This is a genomic window from Pseudomonas sp. S1_E05 (assembly GCF_056337105.1).
The window spans coordinates 5,055,197-5,069,573 of record NZ_JBFRHM010000001.1 but is presented as its reverse complement, the minus strand read 5'-3'; the positions used below and the strand labels follow the sequence as shown (position 1 = coordinate 5,069,573).

Sequence of the window (14,377 nt, the reverse complement as noted above, 5' to 3'; positions counted from 1 at the left end):
CATACAAGCGCGCGTCACACTTTATCCACAGTCTGCGCCTTGGCGGCCGGCAAGGTGAAACCCGACACCGAGCGGCGCAACTGGCTGGCCATTTTCGCCAGGTTGCCGATGCTGTCAGCCGTGGCGGTGGAACCGGACGAGGTCTGCGTAGTGATTTGCTGGATCACGTTCATCGTCAGGGAAATCTGGCCGGCCGACGAGGTCTGTTGCTGCGCGGCGTTGGAGATACTCTGGATCAGCGCCGCCAGGGTCTTGGAGACCCCTTCGATTTCTTCCAGTGCCACTCCGGCATCCTGCGCCAGGCGCGCGCCGCGTACCACCTCGGTGGTGGTCTGCTCCATGGAGATGACCGCTTCGTTGGTGTCGGTCTGGATCGCCCGCACCAGGGTTTCGATCTGCCGGGTCGCGGCGGATGAGCGCTCGGCCAGCCGCTGGACTTCATCGGCGACCACCGCAAAACCACGTCCGGCGTCGCCGGCCATCGACGCCTGGATAGCCGCGTTCAGGGCGAGGATGTTGGTCTGATCGGCAATGTCATCGATCAGGCTGACAATATCGCCGATTTCCTGTGACGACTCGCCCAGGCGCTTGATGCGCTTGGCGGTGTCCTGGATCTGCTCGCGAATGTTGTCCATGCCGTGGATGGTGTTGTGCACCACCTCGTTTCCCTTGTTGGCGATTTCCACCGAGCGCTCGGCCACCGCCGAGGATTCGGCAGCATTGGCCGACACCTGATCGATCGATTGCGCCATGTCGTTGATCGCGGTGGAGGCTTCGCTGATCTGCTGGGCCTGATGTTCCGAAGCCTGCGCCAGATGCATCGCGGTGGCCTGGGTTTCCTGCACCGCAGCCGCAACCTGGCCAGCGGTGAGGTTGATCGTGGCCACCAGATCGCGCAATTGGTCCACGGAATAGTTGATCGAGTCGGCGATGGTCCCGGTGAAGTCTTCGGTGACCGAGGCGGTCACGGTGAGGTCGCCGTCGGCCAGGTCTTCGATTTCGTCGAGCAGACGCATGATCGCGTTCTGGTTGCGTTCATTCTTCTCGGCGGTCTCGCGCAGCTGGCGATTGGTCTCACGCACCATCACCAGGCCGATGAGGATGATCGAGGCCAGGGCCAGCAAACCCAGCACGTAGCCGCCGATGGTGTCGGTGTCGCGCCCACCGGCCAGGTTCTCCAGGCGCACGGCCAATTGCGAGGCTTCGTCCAGCAGGGTTTGTGACAGGCTGAAAATATTGGTCGCCGACTCACGAACCTTGAACAGTTCCGGCGAGGTTTCGAGGATCTCATCCACCGACCCCGAGACGAACTCGAACAGCTCGGAAATCTCGAGCAACCGGGCGCGGGCATCGTGGTCCTCGACCTGGCTGATCTTCAGTGCCGGATTACCCTGCAACATGCCGGTGAGCACCTGGCCGAAACGGGTGGCATCGCGGCCAAACGCATCGGCAGCCTGTTGAGAATTCTCGTCGCCGGACAGCACGGTGTTCACCGCGCCGAGGATCCGCTCAGCCAGCAGCGACTGGCGCTGAGCCATCGCCACCTGTGCAGCCGGGGCGCCCCGCTGCAGGAGGATTTCGACAACCTTTTCGTACTCGATCTGCAACTGCGGAACGGTTTCGGCCAGGGTCGCGGCCACCTGATGCAGGGACAGCACGGTCTGTTCACTGGACAGGATCGCATCGGTGTTTTTCAGCAGGCGCTCCCAGTCCATCTGTACCGCGCGCATTTCCGGGCGCACGCTCGACGGCGCCGGCGGCAGGCCGGTGGCCGGGTCGCCTTTCTTCAGGTAGCCCCAGCGCTGGGCGAAATCGTTGCGCGCATCACTCAGCAATTTGAAGGCGGCCGCCTTGCCGGCGGCCGCCTCGGTCGCGTTCTTGGCGATGCGCTGGGACAGCACGCGCAGCTCGCCGGCGTGGCCGATGTACTGTTTGTCGTACGTGGCCTGCGTATTGAGGTAAGCGAAGTTGGCAAACAGCAGCATGATGAAGATGATCAGCGCGATGAACAGCACGATGATCTGCGATCGGCTGCGCGATCCTTCCGGCCTGCCTGGTTTTGCTTTTGTCATCGGTCCTCGCCCATTTGAACCTCGCCTTTTTGACCTAGCTCAAGACTCCGCTGTGGGAGCGGGCTTGCTCGCGAAAGCGGTGTGTCAGGCAACACAAGTTTCGACTGGCACACCGCTTTCGCGAGCAAGCCCGCTCCCACAATGGGTTCTCTGTTGCTGCAACTACACCGCTACATTCATGAAACTTGCAGACCGCGCCAGCGCAAACAGACTGAACACCCGCCAGTCATATTCACGCTTGAAATGCCCGCTGACGAACTCAGCCTTGGCGCCCTGTCGCTCCCCCACCGGCAGCGGCTCGAAACTGTCCTGCTCGAAGTGCTGCAAACCGCACACCTCATCGACCAACAACCCGGCAAATACGTCCGCATGCTCCACCACCAGCACCCGTCGCTGCTTGCGTACGGGTGAGAGTTCATGACCGAAGAATCCACACAGATCCATCATCGGCAGGAGGCGCCCACGCAGGTTGGCCACGCCCTTGACCCAGGGCTTGACCCCTGGCAGCGGGGTGAACCTTGGCTCGTGGAGTATTTCGCTGACTTCGCCCATCGGCGCGACGTACCAGTGCTCCCCCAAGCGAAAGCCGATGCCACTCCAGCCGTCCTGTCGAGTTGGTTGCGACGGCAGGTCCGCCGCCAGCAGGCGGCAGCGCTGGTCGATCTGCAACAACAGTTCGAAGGCGGTCAGCGACTCGGTCATGGCCGGACGATCAACCGGCCAGCACGTTGTTCAGCGTCTTGATCAGGGTGTCTTCATCGACCGGTTTGGTCAGGTAATCCCTGGCGCCCTGGCGCGTGCCCCAGACCTTGTCGGTTTCCTGGTCCTTGGTGGTGATGATGATCACCGGGATGTGCCCGGTTTCCGGGTCCTTGGTCAACTGGCGGGTTGCCTGGAAACCGTTCAGGCCAGGCATGACGATGTCCATCAGCACCGCGTCGGGCTTTTCCTGGCGGGCAAGCGCTACGCCGTCGGCGCCGTTCTCGGCTTTCAACACTTCGTGACCGTGTTTTTCCAGCATGCCGGTCAATTTGTACATTTCAGTCGGCGAATCATCGACGATCAGAATACGTGCCATGGTTTTCCCCATTTTTCTTGTCGACGCCGGGCCCGCTGGCCAAGCGTCACTGCATGTCCTGTTGCGGCAATACGGCGGCGAAGCCCGGAACATGGGCCTGGATCGCGCTCAGCAATTCGTCCTTGCTGAATGGCTTGGTCAAAAACTGATCAGAACCGACAATGCGCCCCTTGGCTTTGTCGAAAAGCCCGTCCTTGGAGGACAGCATGATCACAGGTGTGGACTTGAACGCGTGATTGTTCTTGATCAGGGCGCAGGTCTGATAGCCATCCAGACGCGGCATCATGATGTCCACAAAGATGATGCCTGGATGATTGTCGGCAATCTTGGCCAGGGCATCAAAACCGTCGATGGCCGTAATGACCTCACACCCCACGTTCTTGAGCAGCGTTTCGGCGGTGCGGCGAATCGTCTTCGAATCGTCGATCACCATGACCTTCAAGGCGCTGGAATGCTGATCCATAAATGCTCTACCGTCGCCTTTGCGAATCATTTTGTCCGTTTTCGGACCTTCGGTGGCTCGAAACCCTTGATAAGCAAGGGTCCGTACGACATGGCAGCCTTTTTAGCACAGTCTCCAAACGCAATCTATCGGCCAGCCTGCTCGATGGTTTTTCCTTGACCGGGGACACACTCGGCGCCAATCTGACGCCACTTTTTACGCCGATCTTCTGATCTTCTGTAGGAGCGAGCATGCTCGCGATGGTCGCCAACGATAACGCTGGCAGCCTGACACCCCGCGGTGTTTTCCAGTCCATCGCGAGCATGCTCGCTCCTACAGGTCATCAACAGCCCCCATTTTTTGAGGAATGACCCATGAGCGTTCGCGTCGGGATTGTCATGGACCCTATCGCCAGCATCTCCTATAAGAAGGATAGCTCGCTGGCCATGCTGTTGGCCGCGCAGAAACGCGGCTGGGAACTGTTCTATATGGAACAGCGCGACCTCTATCAGCTCGAGGGCCAGGCGCGGGCGCGCATGCGTCCACTGAAAGTGTTTGCCAACCCGGAAAAATGGTTCGAACTGGAGTCCGAGCAAGACGCCCTGCTCAGCGACCTCGACGTGATCCTGATGCGCAAGGATCCGCCGTTCGACATGGAATTCGTCTATTGCACCTACTTGCTGGAACAGGCCGAGAGCGCCGGCGTGCTGGTGGTCAACAAGCCGCAAAGCCTGCGTGACTGCAATGAAAAGCTGTTCGCCACGCTGTTCCCGCAGTGCACGCCGCCGACCGTGGTGAGCCGCCGCGCCGACGTATTGCGTGAATTCGCCGCCAAACATGGCGATGTGATTCTCAAGCCGCTGGACGGCATGGGTGGCACCTCGATCTTCCGTCACCGCGCAGGCGATCCGAACCTGTCGGTGATCCTGGAGACCCTGACCTCCCTGGGCAACCAGCAGATCATGGGCCAGGCGTACCTGCCGGCGATCAAGGACGGCGACAAACGCATCCTGATGATCGACGGCGAGCCTGTGGACTACTGCCTGGCGCGGATCCCGGCCGCTGGCGAAACCCGTGGGAACCTGGCGGCCGGTGGTCGTGGCGAAGCCCGTCCGCTCAGCGAGAAAGATCGCTGGATTGCCGCGCAAGTCGGCCCGACCCTGCGCGCCAAAGGTTTGCTGTTCGTGGGCCTGGACGTGATCGGCGAGCACCTGACCGAGATCAACGTCACCAGTCCGACCTGCATTCGTGAGATCGATAATGCCTTCGGCACCGACATCGGCGGCATGCTGATGGAGGCCATTGAGAAGAAGCTGCAAGCTGCAAGCTGCGAGCCGCAAGCGTAAAGAGCAGCGACAGCTTGTCGCTTGCACCTTGAAGCTTGCAGCTAAAAACCACCATTGCGTTATCATGCCCGCCCCATGAAAACGCTATGGTGGTTTTTTTTGCCATGACACTTCCGTCCGATCTCCCCGCTGAACTCGCCCATCGTGGCGTGCGCCCGGCCGATCGCCTCGGATTTACCCTGTTTCTGGCGGCGTTGATTCACCTGGCGTTGTTACTGGGCGTCGGCTTCACCATGGTCGAGCCCCAGCAGATCAGCAAGACCCTGGAAATCACCCTCGCCACCTTCAAGAGTGAAAAGAAGCCGCAAAAGGCCGATTTTCTCGCTCAGGAAAACCAGGAAGGCAGCGGCACCCTGGACAAAAAGGCGATCCCCAAGACCACCGAGGTCGCACCGTTCCAGGACAACAAGGTGCAGAAGGTCACCCCGCCGCCGGCAGCCAAGCCACAAGTCCAGGAAACTGCGCCCAAGGCCGCCGTCACCACCGTCGCGCCGAAGCCGAAAAAAGCAGCAGCCAAGACCGAAGAACCCAAACCCGTCACCAAGCCTGCAGTGGCCGCACCGACATTTGACAGTGAACAACTGTCCAGCGACATCGCCAGCCTGGAAGCGGAGCTGGCCCAGGAACAACAGCTCTACGCCAAGCGCCCGCGCATCCACCGCCTGAGCGCCGCCTCGACCATGCGCGACAAGGGCGCCTGGTACAAGGATGAATGGCGCAAGAAGGTCGAGCGTATCGGCAACCTCAATTATCCCGACGAAGCCCGGCGCAAACAGATCTACGGCAACCTGCGACTGATGGTCTCGATCAACCGCGACGGCTCGCTGTATGAAGTGCTGGTGCTCGAATCCTCCGGGCAACCGCTGCTGGACCAGGCCGCCCAGCGCATTGTCAGGCTGGCCGCACCGTTCGCACCGTTCACCGGCGACCTGTCGGACATCGACCGCCTGGAAATCATCCGCACCTGGAAATTCGCCCGTGGGGATCGCCTGTCCAGCAACTGATCGCTGCTCCCCTGCCTCCTACAGTTGAGGGTGAATTCGTTTTACGGTGCATCCCCAGCTTGTCAGTTCGCCCCCCGAACGCCACACTAGCGCTCATGAAAAATGTCAGCCCCAGCTACCTCAAGCATCACTTCCTGATCGCCATGCCACATATGGCCGACCCGAACTTTGCGCACACCTTGACCTATATCGTCGAGCACACGGCCAACGGTGCCATGGGGCTGGTGGTCAACCGCCCGCAAGAGCTGAACCTGGCCGACATTCTCGAACAACTTCGCCCAGACATCGAACCGCCGGCGCTGTGCCAGCATGTACCGATTTTCATCGGTGGCCCGGTGCAGACCGATCGCGGTTTTGTCCTGCACCCCTCGGGGCAGAAATACCAGGCGACCGTCGATCTGGAAGGCGAGCTCTCGCTGTCCACCTCCCAGGACGTGCTGTTTGCCATCGCTGACGGCGTCGGTCCCGCCAGGAGCCTGATCACCCTGGGCTACGCCGGCTGGGAAGCGGGGCAACTGGAATCGGAGCTTGCGCAAAACGCCTGGCTGACCTGCCCGTACGACGCAGACATCCTGTTCAACACCAGCAGCGAACTGCGCCTGGACGCCGCGGCCAAACATCTGGGCATCAACCTCAGCCTGCTCACCAGCCAGGCGGGGCACGCCTGATGGCTTTGCGCCTGATCCTGGGTTTCGACTACGGCACCAAACAGATCGGCGTGGCAGTCGGCCAGGTCGTGACCGGCCAAGCCCGCGAGCTGTGCACGTTGAAGGCACAAAATGGCATTCCCGACTGGAACCAGGTCGAAGCCCTCATCAAAGAGTGGAAGCCCGACGCCGTGGTGGTCGGCCTGCCGCTGAACATGGATGGCACGCCGAGCGACATGTGCGCCCGCGCAGAAAAATTCGCCCGGCGACTCAATGGCCGTTTCAACCTGCCCTTCTATACCCATGACGAACGCCTGACCACGTTCGAGGCCAAGGGCGAACGCCTGGCGCGTGGTGGGCAAAAAGGCAGTTACCGTGACAACCCCGTTGACGCCATTGCCGCCGCCCTGCTGTTGCAGGGTTGGCTCGACGAAAACGGCGAGCTGTTCGACACCTGATGCATTCAACCCGGAAGAGCCGCCTAGCGGCTCTTTTAGTGATAACCCGAACCCATCAAGCTTCAGCGGTCTCGGGCCCAAGAAGGAGCAACCATGAGCCTGCCAAATCCCGCCGAACTGATCAGCCAGATGGCGATCCGTCTCAAGGCACACCTGGAACACCGGGGCATCAGCGAACCGCGCTACATCGGTATCCGTACCGGCGGCGTGTGGGTGGCCCAGGCCCTGCTCAAAGAGCTGGGCAGTGAAGAACCGCTCGGCACGCTCGACGTTTCCTTCTACCGCGACGACTTCAGCCAGAACGGCCTGCACCCGCAAGTGCGTCCTTCGGCGCTGCCCTTCGAAATCGAAGGCCAGGACCTGGTGTTGGTCGACGATGTGCTGATGAGTGGCCGCACCATCCGCGCGGCGATGAACGAACTGTTCGACTACGGTCGCCCGGCCAGCGTGACACTGGTCTGCCTGCTGGACCTGGACGCTGGCGAGCTGCCTATCCGCCCGAACGTGCTCGGCGCCACCCTGACGCTTGCCGCCCATGAGAGGGTGAAACTGTCCGGGCCGGAACTTCAGCTCGAGCTGCAAGACCTCGCCCTTTAATCCGCCCTATTGAGAGTCCCCCTCGCGATGACGCCTCTAGACACCAAGCGCCCGCTGCAGCTCAATGATCAGGGCCAGCTGCGCCACTTCCTCTCGCTCGACGGCTTGCGCCGCGAGCTGCTGACGGAAATCCTCGACACTGCCGACTCGTTCCTCGAAGTCGGTGCCCGGGCGGTCAAGAAAGTCCCGCTGCTACGCGGCAAGACCGTGTGCAACGTGTTCTTCGAGAACTCCACCCGCACCCGCACCACCTTCGAACTGGCCGCCCAACGCCTCTCCGCCGACGTGATCACCCTGAACGTGTCCACTTCGTCGGCAAGCAAGGGCGAAACGCTGCTCGATACGCTGCGCAACCTTGAAGCCATGGCCGCCGACATGTTCGTCGTGCGCCACGGTGATTCCGGTGCCGCGCACTTCATCGCCGAGCATGTGTGCCCACAGGTGGCGATCATCAATGGCGGCGACGGCCGGCATGCGCACCCGACCCAGGGCATGCTCGACATGCTGACGATCCGCCGGCACAAGGGCAGTTTCGAAAACCTGTCGGTAGCCATCGTTGGCGACATCCTGCACTCGCGGGTGGCGCGCTCGAACATGCTGGCGCTCAAAACCCTCGGTTGCCCCGACATCCGCGTGATCGCACCGAAAACCCTGCTGCCGATCGGCATCGAACAGTACGGCGTGAAGGTCTATACCGACATGGCCGAAGGCCTCAAAGACGTCGATGTGGTCATCATGCTGCGCCTGCAACGCGAACGCATGGCCGGTGGCCTGCTGCCGAGCGAAGGCGAGTTCTACCGCCTGTTCGGCCTGACCACCGCACGCCTGGCCGGCGCCAAGCCGGACTGCATCGTGATGCATCCGGGCCCGATCAACCGCGGGGTGGAAATCGAGTCGGCGGTAGCCGATGGACCGCACTCGGTGATTCTCAACCAGGTGACCTACGGCATCGCCATTCGCATGGCAGTGCTGTCCATGGCCATGAGCGGGCAGACTGCGCAGCGCCAATTCGAACAGGAGAACGCCCAGTGAAGCTCAGCATTCTCGGCGCCCGCGTCATCGATCCAGCCAGCGGCCTGGATCAAGTTACCGATATCCATATCGAAGCCTGCAAGATCGTCGCCCTCGGCGCCGCACCCGCCGGTTTCGTGGCCGTCGAGTCCATCGATGCCAAGGGCCTGGTGGCCGCCCCTGGGCTGGTCGACCTGAACGTCGCCCTGCGTGAACCGGGCTACAGCCGCAAAGGCTCGATTGTCAGCGAAACGCGCGCAGCCGCTGCCGGCGGCGTGACCAGCCTGTGCTGCCCGCCGAAGACAAAACCGGTGCTGGACACCTCCGCCGTGGCCGAATTGATCCTCGACCGCGCCCGCGAGGCCGGCAACACCAAGGTCTTCCCGATTGGCGCCTTGAGCAAGGGCCTGGACGGCGAACAGCTCGCCGAGCTCGTGGCATTGCGCGATGCCGGTTGCGTGGCATTTGGCAACGGCCTGGAGAGTTTCCGCAATACCCGCACCCTGTGCCGGGCGCTGGAATACGCGGCGACTTTCGACCTGACCGTGATTTTCAACTCACAGGACCATGACCTGGCCGAAGGTGGTCTGGCCCATGAAGGTCCGACGGCCAGCTTCCTCGGCTTGCCGGGCATCCCGGAAACCGCCGAAACCGTCGCCCTGGCCCGCGACCTGCTGCTGGTCGAGCAAAGCGGCGTGCGCGCGCACTTCAGCCAACTGACCAGCGCCCGCGGTGTGGCCCTGATTGCCCAGGCCCAGGCCCGCGGCCTGCCGGTGACCGCCGATGTCGCCCTGTATCAGTTGATCCTGACCGACGAGGCTCTGATCGACTTCAGCAGCCTCTATCACGTCCAGCCGCCGCTGCGCACCCGCGCCGACCGCGACGGCCTGCGCGAGGCGGTGAAGTCGGGGGTGGTTTCGGCGATCTCCAGTCATCACCAACCCCACGAGCGCGACGCCAAACTCGCACCTTTCGGCGCGACCGAACCAGGCATCAGCAGCGTCGAACTGCTGCTGCCGCTGGCGATGACACTGGTGGACGATGGTCTGCTGGACCTGCCGACGCTGCTGGCGCGCCTGAGTGCCGGCCCTGCCGAAGCATTGCGCCTGCCGGCCGGCAAACTGACGGTGGGTGGCGCCGCCGACATCGTGCTATTCGACCCGACGGCTTCGACCGTGGCCGGTGAGCGCTGGTTGTCCAAGGGCGAGAACTGCCCGTTCATCGGACACAGCTTGCCGGGCGTGGTGCGTTACACCCTGGTGGATGGGCGGATCAGTCACCAAGCGTAATATACTGCATAGGGGGCACCAGATTGCCCCCTCATGCGGTAAACATCCACGAACATAACTCACTTCAAAGACACCAGGCACTTACCCTCCACCCGAATTGACGCGCGTTTAAATCAGATACGACACGCACATTCCTCGTCAGAAATTTCTGCCAAGCCTATAAGCTTTTATAAAGCTTTGCGTACGAAACATTCTGTAATCGCTCCTAGTTTGATACTCCCTTCCTCCTTATCCGATCCAACCTACAGAACTACAGGACTCTGTCAGCCTGTTTATCAATTAAAATTCAAAAAGCATGGAGAAACGTCAATGGAGGAAAATCGATGAACTGGACGTATCCATTAGTCACCTTCGCAACCGCTGCGGTCGCGATCGCCATGATAATAAAAAACCATGCAGACTCTACATATAACACTAGTCAAGACTCCGCCATCATTCCGATAGCCTCAGTATTTATTGTATTTTTCATACTCATCGGCACCCACTTCATCCAACGACTCTGTAATAAAAGCACTCTAACCTTGAAAACTGGAAAAACTTTTCAAATAGCCTTATTAACTTTCACCCCTGCAGCATCTTTCATCCTGACTGTTGTCAGCGCTATCTATTGGCTCACACCAAACCATATGGTCATTTCATTTTTTTACAGCTTGAATGCAATTTCTTTAATCGCCCACCAGATGGTTAATCTTAAAATCCGCCCACATTAATAACCCATATAATTTTGAAAGCGACATAGACATACCGGAAACATCGCCGAAACCCACAGTGCGTATCTTTTAAATCAGGAAATATACTGCCCCGCGAGCTGAACAATCTTTCACGCTTATCGGAATTAGCCTACAGAGATATTGGATCCGACAGTCAGTTACTCTTTTACTATCAATCAGGCCAAGAAACCCGATTGAGCTCTGCACCACAGGGCAAAGGAGTAACAATGAAATATGAGCTGACATTACCCCCAATCGACACCCGCGGTGAATTCGGTGGACTCACCCTGGATGAAAACTTCAAGTGGGAGAAACCCGCCACCGTGCAGTGGGATGATCCATCAACGGCCACGATCACCACTGACGGTTTCAGCTATTCGCTCCCGCTGGCCAAGGGTCCGGTCATTTCCTCCGGCGACATGGACAGGTTTCTGGTGTGGCTGGAAATGAAAAGCACCCTCGACGCTTTCAGTTATGAATTGAAACTGGCGAACAGGGCGATCAAGTACGGTGATGCCATCGGCGCCATACAGGAACTATGGGAAATCACGGAATGCGATGACTACCTGCTCAATAGTTGCCCGACCGTGACCCACGCCTATTTCAAACATAAGCTGGTCAACTTCAGCCTGGCCGATGCCTTCGCAGCGCAGAAATACATGAGCCCGGAGGAGGCCCTGGCGCAGGCTTCGGCAAGCGGTTACAGCACCCGCTACGAGAAAATCACCGGCGAACTCTCTGGGGGCACGTTCAGCCCGGTCAAGGCATTCGCTCATTACTTGTGGGGTAATGGCGAAAGCCTTAGCGTCAACATCAACAACATTGGCCTGAATCTCAAGGCTGTGGATATCCCGTCACTGACGGACGCCATCGCCAACAACGCTGAGGCTGGCAGCTACCGTTTTAGTGAACAAGCGTTCGTCTACGACACGTTCGACAGCAGTCGGGTAACCGGTACCTATCTGGGCAAAATCACCTTGAAAGCCGAAGGGAGTTTTATCCGTCATGCAGATGCCAGTTGGGAACTCACTGCGGTTGTGAGCGCCCTCCCGAAAAAATTCGATTCCATCGCCGGCAACAGGGCCCCTGTACTGGAGATCCTGACCACCGCTGGCAGAATGTTTGCCGGGCACACCTACGAAATTGAGATAACGGGTGAGCATCGCATCAGCCTGTACGGCGAGACCCCGGACTGACAACGTTGATCTGCCCCCCATCCGGCTGTTACAGGGTTTGGCGCCCTGTATCAGCAAGGGTTATTGGAAGGTGCCCCTATTCTGCGCATTGCGCACCGATACCTGATCATTCAGCGTCCAGAAGTCATACAGCACCCCCAGGAAGAACAATCCACCCGTTAGCAGATACAGCAAGCCGCTGATCCACTTCCCCTGGTACATCCGGTGCACGCCGAACACCCCGAGGAATGTCAGCAAAATCCACGCGACGTTGTATTCGATGGGCCCCGAGGTAAAACGCAGGTCCGCTTCACGATCCATGGCCGGGATCAGGAACACGTCGATCAGCCAGCCAATCCCAAGCAGTCCGAACGTGAAAAACCAGATCGTCCCGGTCACCGGCTTGCCGTAATAAAAGCGGTGCGCGCCGGTAAAACCGAAAATCCACAGCAGGTAGCCGACCACCTTGCTATGGGTGTCGTGATGCGAAACGGGCTGTTGATAGGTGTTCATGGATGACCTCAATTCACACGATAGATAAATATTCTTTAAATCTTTGTGACTTTTTTACGAGTCCCCGACGGATGGCAGGTGCAGACTTGGATGGCTTCAAACCCTTATTGCAGCGGACTTCTGTCGGACAATTGCGTCTTTTTGCCGCTCATTTGGTTCCCTTAGAACCTGGCGGAATCGACCAACGGCCTCGGGAAGCCAAAAAAAGCTGTTATAAAGTTTCGCGCTAATCCATACGAGCCTTGCCTAATGCGTCCATTTTTCAAGACATGGCTAACCATTTGCCTATTATTGCCACTGGCCGCCCACGCCACCAATCGTGAGCAACGTCTTCCGAACGTTAATGGTTACACCCCAAAATCCCATGCTTCTGCTCCCGCGAGCAAAAGCAAGAAATCGGTCAAAGCAGCTCCACAGCTCAGCAGCAAAAGCGGCCTGGTCCCACCGATGGGTACCAAGGAAAGCAGCAACGTGCTGAGCCGTGCCGTAAACGTCCTGGGTACGCCTTACCGTTGGGGCGGCAGCAGCCCAAGTAAAGGCTTCGATTGCAGCGGCCTGGTGAAATACGCATTCAACGATGCCACGTTCGACCTACCACGCACCTCGAACGCCATGGCCAGCGGTCATGGCGAGAAAGTCGATCGCAAGGACCTGAAACCGGGCGACCTGATTTTCTTCAACATCAAGAGCCGTCGAGTCAATCACGTTGCCATCTACCTGGGCAACGACCGCTTCATCCACGCACCGCGTCGTGGCAAGTCTGTGACCATCGATACGCTGAAGAAGCCGTATTGGGAGCAGCACTACGTTGTTGCCAAGCGGGTTCTGCCGAAAGAGAAGAGCGGCCTGCAGGTGGTTCAGAGGTGATTTGATGCATCGCCATCGCGAGCTGGCTCGCTCCCACAGAGGATTTGTGTCGATCACGATCCAGCGTGGGAGCGAGCCTGCTCGCGAGATGTACCTTGAAAGCCCCTCATTCCCTCAAAAATTATCCGGCGACCGCGCCTTCTCCCGCGCATGATCGCGAGTGATCAGGCCCTTGGTCACCAATTCCTTCAAGCACATATCCAGGGTCTGCATGCCCAGGCTCCCACCCGTCTGGATCGACGAATACATCTGCGCGACCTTGTCCTCGCGAATCAGATTACGGATCGCCGACGTGCCCAGCATGATTTCATGTGCCGCAATGCGCCCACCGCCGACTTTCTTGACCAGCGTTTGCGAGACGACCGCCAGCAGGGACTCTGACAGCATCGAGCGCACCATCGACTTCTCATCCCCCGGAAATACGTCCACCACCCGGTCAATGGTTTTTGCCGCCGACGTGGTGTGCAGGGTGCCGAACACCAGATGACCGGTTTCCGCCGCCGTCAGCGCCAGTCGAATGGTTTCCAGGTCACGCATCTCACCCACCAGGATCACGTCCGGGTCTTCCCGCAGCGCCGAGCGCAAGGCGGTGGCGAAACTGCGGGTATCACGGTGGACTTCGCGCTGATTGATCAGGCATTTGCGCGATTCGTGGACGAATTCGATCGGATCTTCGATGGTCAGGATGTGGTGATGTCGATTGTTGTTGAGATAATCGATCATCGCCGCCAAGGTCGTGGACTTGCCCGAACCGGTCGGCCCGGTCACCAGCACCAGGCCTCGGGGCGATTCGGTGATCCGGCGAAACACCTCGCCCATGCCCAGGTCGTCCATGCTCAGGACCTTTGACGGAATGGTTCGAAACACCGCCCCCGCCCCCCGGTTCTGATTGAATGCATTGACCCTGAAGCGCGCAACACCGGGCACGTCAAAGGAAAAGTCGGTTTCCAGGTGCTTCTCGAACTCCATGCGCTGGGTGTCATTCATGATGTCGTAGACCAGCGCCTGAACCTCCTTGTGATCCAGGGCCGGCAGGTTGATGCGCCGCACGTCGCCATCAACGCGAATCATCGGCGGCAGCCCGGCAGACAGGTGCAGGTCGGACGCGCCTTGTTTGGCGCTGAACGCCAGCAGCTCAGTGATATCCATAGCACTCCTCAATTCCAGT

16 protein-coding genes are annotated in these 14,377 nt (G+C 59.4%); 10 read left to right on the top strand and 6 right to left on the bottom strand.

Annotated elements, in window-relative coordinates; all coding sequences use genetic code 11:
* Positions 1-14: 14 nt before the first annotated feature.
* From AB4N33_RS23410 to pilG, 4 genes are all read right to left on the bottom strand, one after another.
* Positions 15-2,072, bottom strand: a complete 2,058-nt coding sequence (locus AB4N33_RS23410; RefSeq protein WP_460120056.1) for a methyl-accepting chemotaxis protein — start codon at positions 2,070-2,072, stop codon at positions 15-17.
* A 162-nt stretch (positions 2,073-2,234) separates the two neighbouring features.
* Positions 2,235-2,774 carry a chemotaxis protein CheW gene (locus AB4N33_RS23405; RefSeq protein WP_460120054.1) on the bottom strand — a complete coding sequence of 180 codons (540 nt, stop codon included), beginning with the start codon at positions 2,772-2,774 and terminating at the stop codon, positions 2,235-2,237.
* Positions 2,775-2,784: 10 nt separating this feature from the next.
* Positions 2,785-3,150 (bottom strand): twitching motility response regulator PilH, encoded by a 366-nt coding sequence (pilH, locus tag AB4N33_RS23400; RefSeq protein ID WP_007987790.1) that lies wholly within the window; start codon positions 3,148-3,150, stop codon positions 2,785-2,787.
* 46 nt (positions 3,151-3,196) lie between these two features.
* On the bottom strand, positions 3,197-3,613 hold the full coding sequence (gene pilG / locus AB4N33_RS23395) for a twitching motility response regulator PilG (RefSeq protein ID WP_460120052.1): 417 nt from the start codon (positions 3,611-3,613) through the stop codon (positions 3,197-3,199).
* Positions 3,614-3,966: 353 nt separating this feature from the next.
* On the opposite strand from pilG, the gene gshB reads away from it, so the two are divergent.
* The 9 genes from gshB to AB4N33_RS23350 all read left to right on the top strand — a co-directional run bounded on the left by gshB (position 3,967) and on the right by AB4N33_RS23350 (position 11,850).
* On the top strand, positions 3,967-4,938 hold the full coding sequence (gene gshB / locus AB4N33_RS23390; RefSeq protein WP_460120050.1) for a glutathione synthase: 972 nt from the start codon (positions 3,967-3,969) through the stop codon (positions 4,936-4,938).
* A 104-nt stretch (positions 4,939-5,042) separates the two neighbouring features.
* Positions 5,043-5,942 (top strand): energy transducer TonB, encoded by a 900-nt coding sequence (locus AB4N33_RS23385; RefSeq protein ID WP_460120048.1) that lies wholly within the window; start codon positions 5,043-5,045, stop codon positions 5,940-5,942.
* A gap of 95 nt (positions 5,943-6,037) precedes the next feature.
* Positions 6,038-6,610 carry a YqgE/AlgH family protein gene (locus AB4N33_RS23380; RefSeq protein ID WP_460120046.1) on the top strand — a complete coding sequence of 191 codons (573 nt, stop codon included), beginning with the start codon at positions 6,038-6,040 and terminating at the stop codon, positions 6,608-6,610.
* On the top strand, positions 6,610-7,047 hold the full coding sequence (gene ruvX / locus AB4N33_RS23375) for a Holliday junction resolvase RuvX (protein WP_371050549.1): 438 nt from the start codon (positions 6,610-6,612) through the stop codon (positions 7,045-7,047). Before AB4N33_RS23380 ends, ruvX begins: the two co-directional genes overlap by 1 nt.
* Before the next feature lie 93 nt (positions 7,048-7,140).
* Positions 7,141-7,644: a bifunctional pyr operon transcriptional regulator/uracil phosphoribosyltransferase PyrR gene (gene pyrR / locus AB4N33_RS23370; protein ID WP_476458337.1), complete on the top strand. Its 504-nt coding sequence runs from the start codon at positions 7,141-7,143 to the stop codon at positions 7,642-7,644.
* Positions 7,645-7,671: 27 nt separating this feature from the next.
* Entirely contained in the window at positions 7,672-8,676 is a 1,005-nt protein-coding gene (locus AB4N33_RS23365) for an aspartate carbamoyltransferase catalytic subunit (protein WP_460120042.1), read from the top strand.
* Complete coding sequence (locus tag AB4N33_RS23360; protein ID WP_460120040.1) at positions 8,673-9,944, top strand: dihydroorotase; 1,272 nt, start codon at positions 8,673-8,675, stop codon at positions 9,942-9,944. Before AB4N33_RS23365 ends, AB4N33_RS23360 begins: the two co-directional genes overlap by 4 nt.
* Before the next feature lie 323 nt (positions 9,945-10,267).
* On the top strand, positions 10,268-10,654 hold the full coding sequence (locus AB4N33_RS23355; RefSeq protein WP_476458336.1) for a hypothetical protein: 387 nt from the start codon (positions 10,268-10,270) through the stop codon (positions 10,652-10,654).
* Between the two features lie 227 nt (positions 10,655-10,881).
* On the top strand, positions 10,882-11,850 hold the full coding sequence (locus tag AB4N33_RS23350) for a lipid II-degrading bacteriocin (protein ID WP_476458335.1): 969 nt from the start codon (positions 10,882-10,884) through the stop codon (positions 11,848-11,850).
* A gap of 60 nt (positions 11,851-11,910) precedes the next feature.
* Here AB4N33_RS23350 and AB4N33_RS23345 read toward each other — a convergent pair whose 3' ends face one another.
* Positions 11,911-12,342: an NINE protein gene (locus AB4N33_RS23345; RefSeq protein WP_476458334.1), complete on the bottom strand. Its 432-nt coding sequence runs from the start codon at positions 12,340-12,342 to the stop codon at positions 11,911-11,913.
* Positions 12,343-12,591: 249 nt separating this feature from the next.
* Between AB4N33_RS23345 and AB4N33_RS23340 the strand changes: the two genes are divergently transcribed.
* Positions 12,592-13,209 (top strand): C40 family peptidase, encoded by a 618-nt coding sequence (locus AB4N33_RS23340; protein ID WP_460120032.1) that lies wholly within the window; start codon positions 12,592-12,594, stop codon positions 13,207-13,209.
* A 114-nt stretch (positions 13,210-13,323) separates the two neighbouring features.
* Here the strand turns inward: AB4N33_RS23340 and AB4N33_RS23335 are convergent, their stop codons facing one another.
* Positions 13,324-14,358, bottom strand: a complete 1,035-nt coding sequence (locus AB4N33_RS23335; protein ID WP_460120030.1) for a type IV pilus twitching motility protein PilT — start codon at positions 14,356-14,358, stop codon at positions 13,324-13,326.
* Positions 14,359-14,377: the final 19 nt, after the last annotated feature.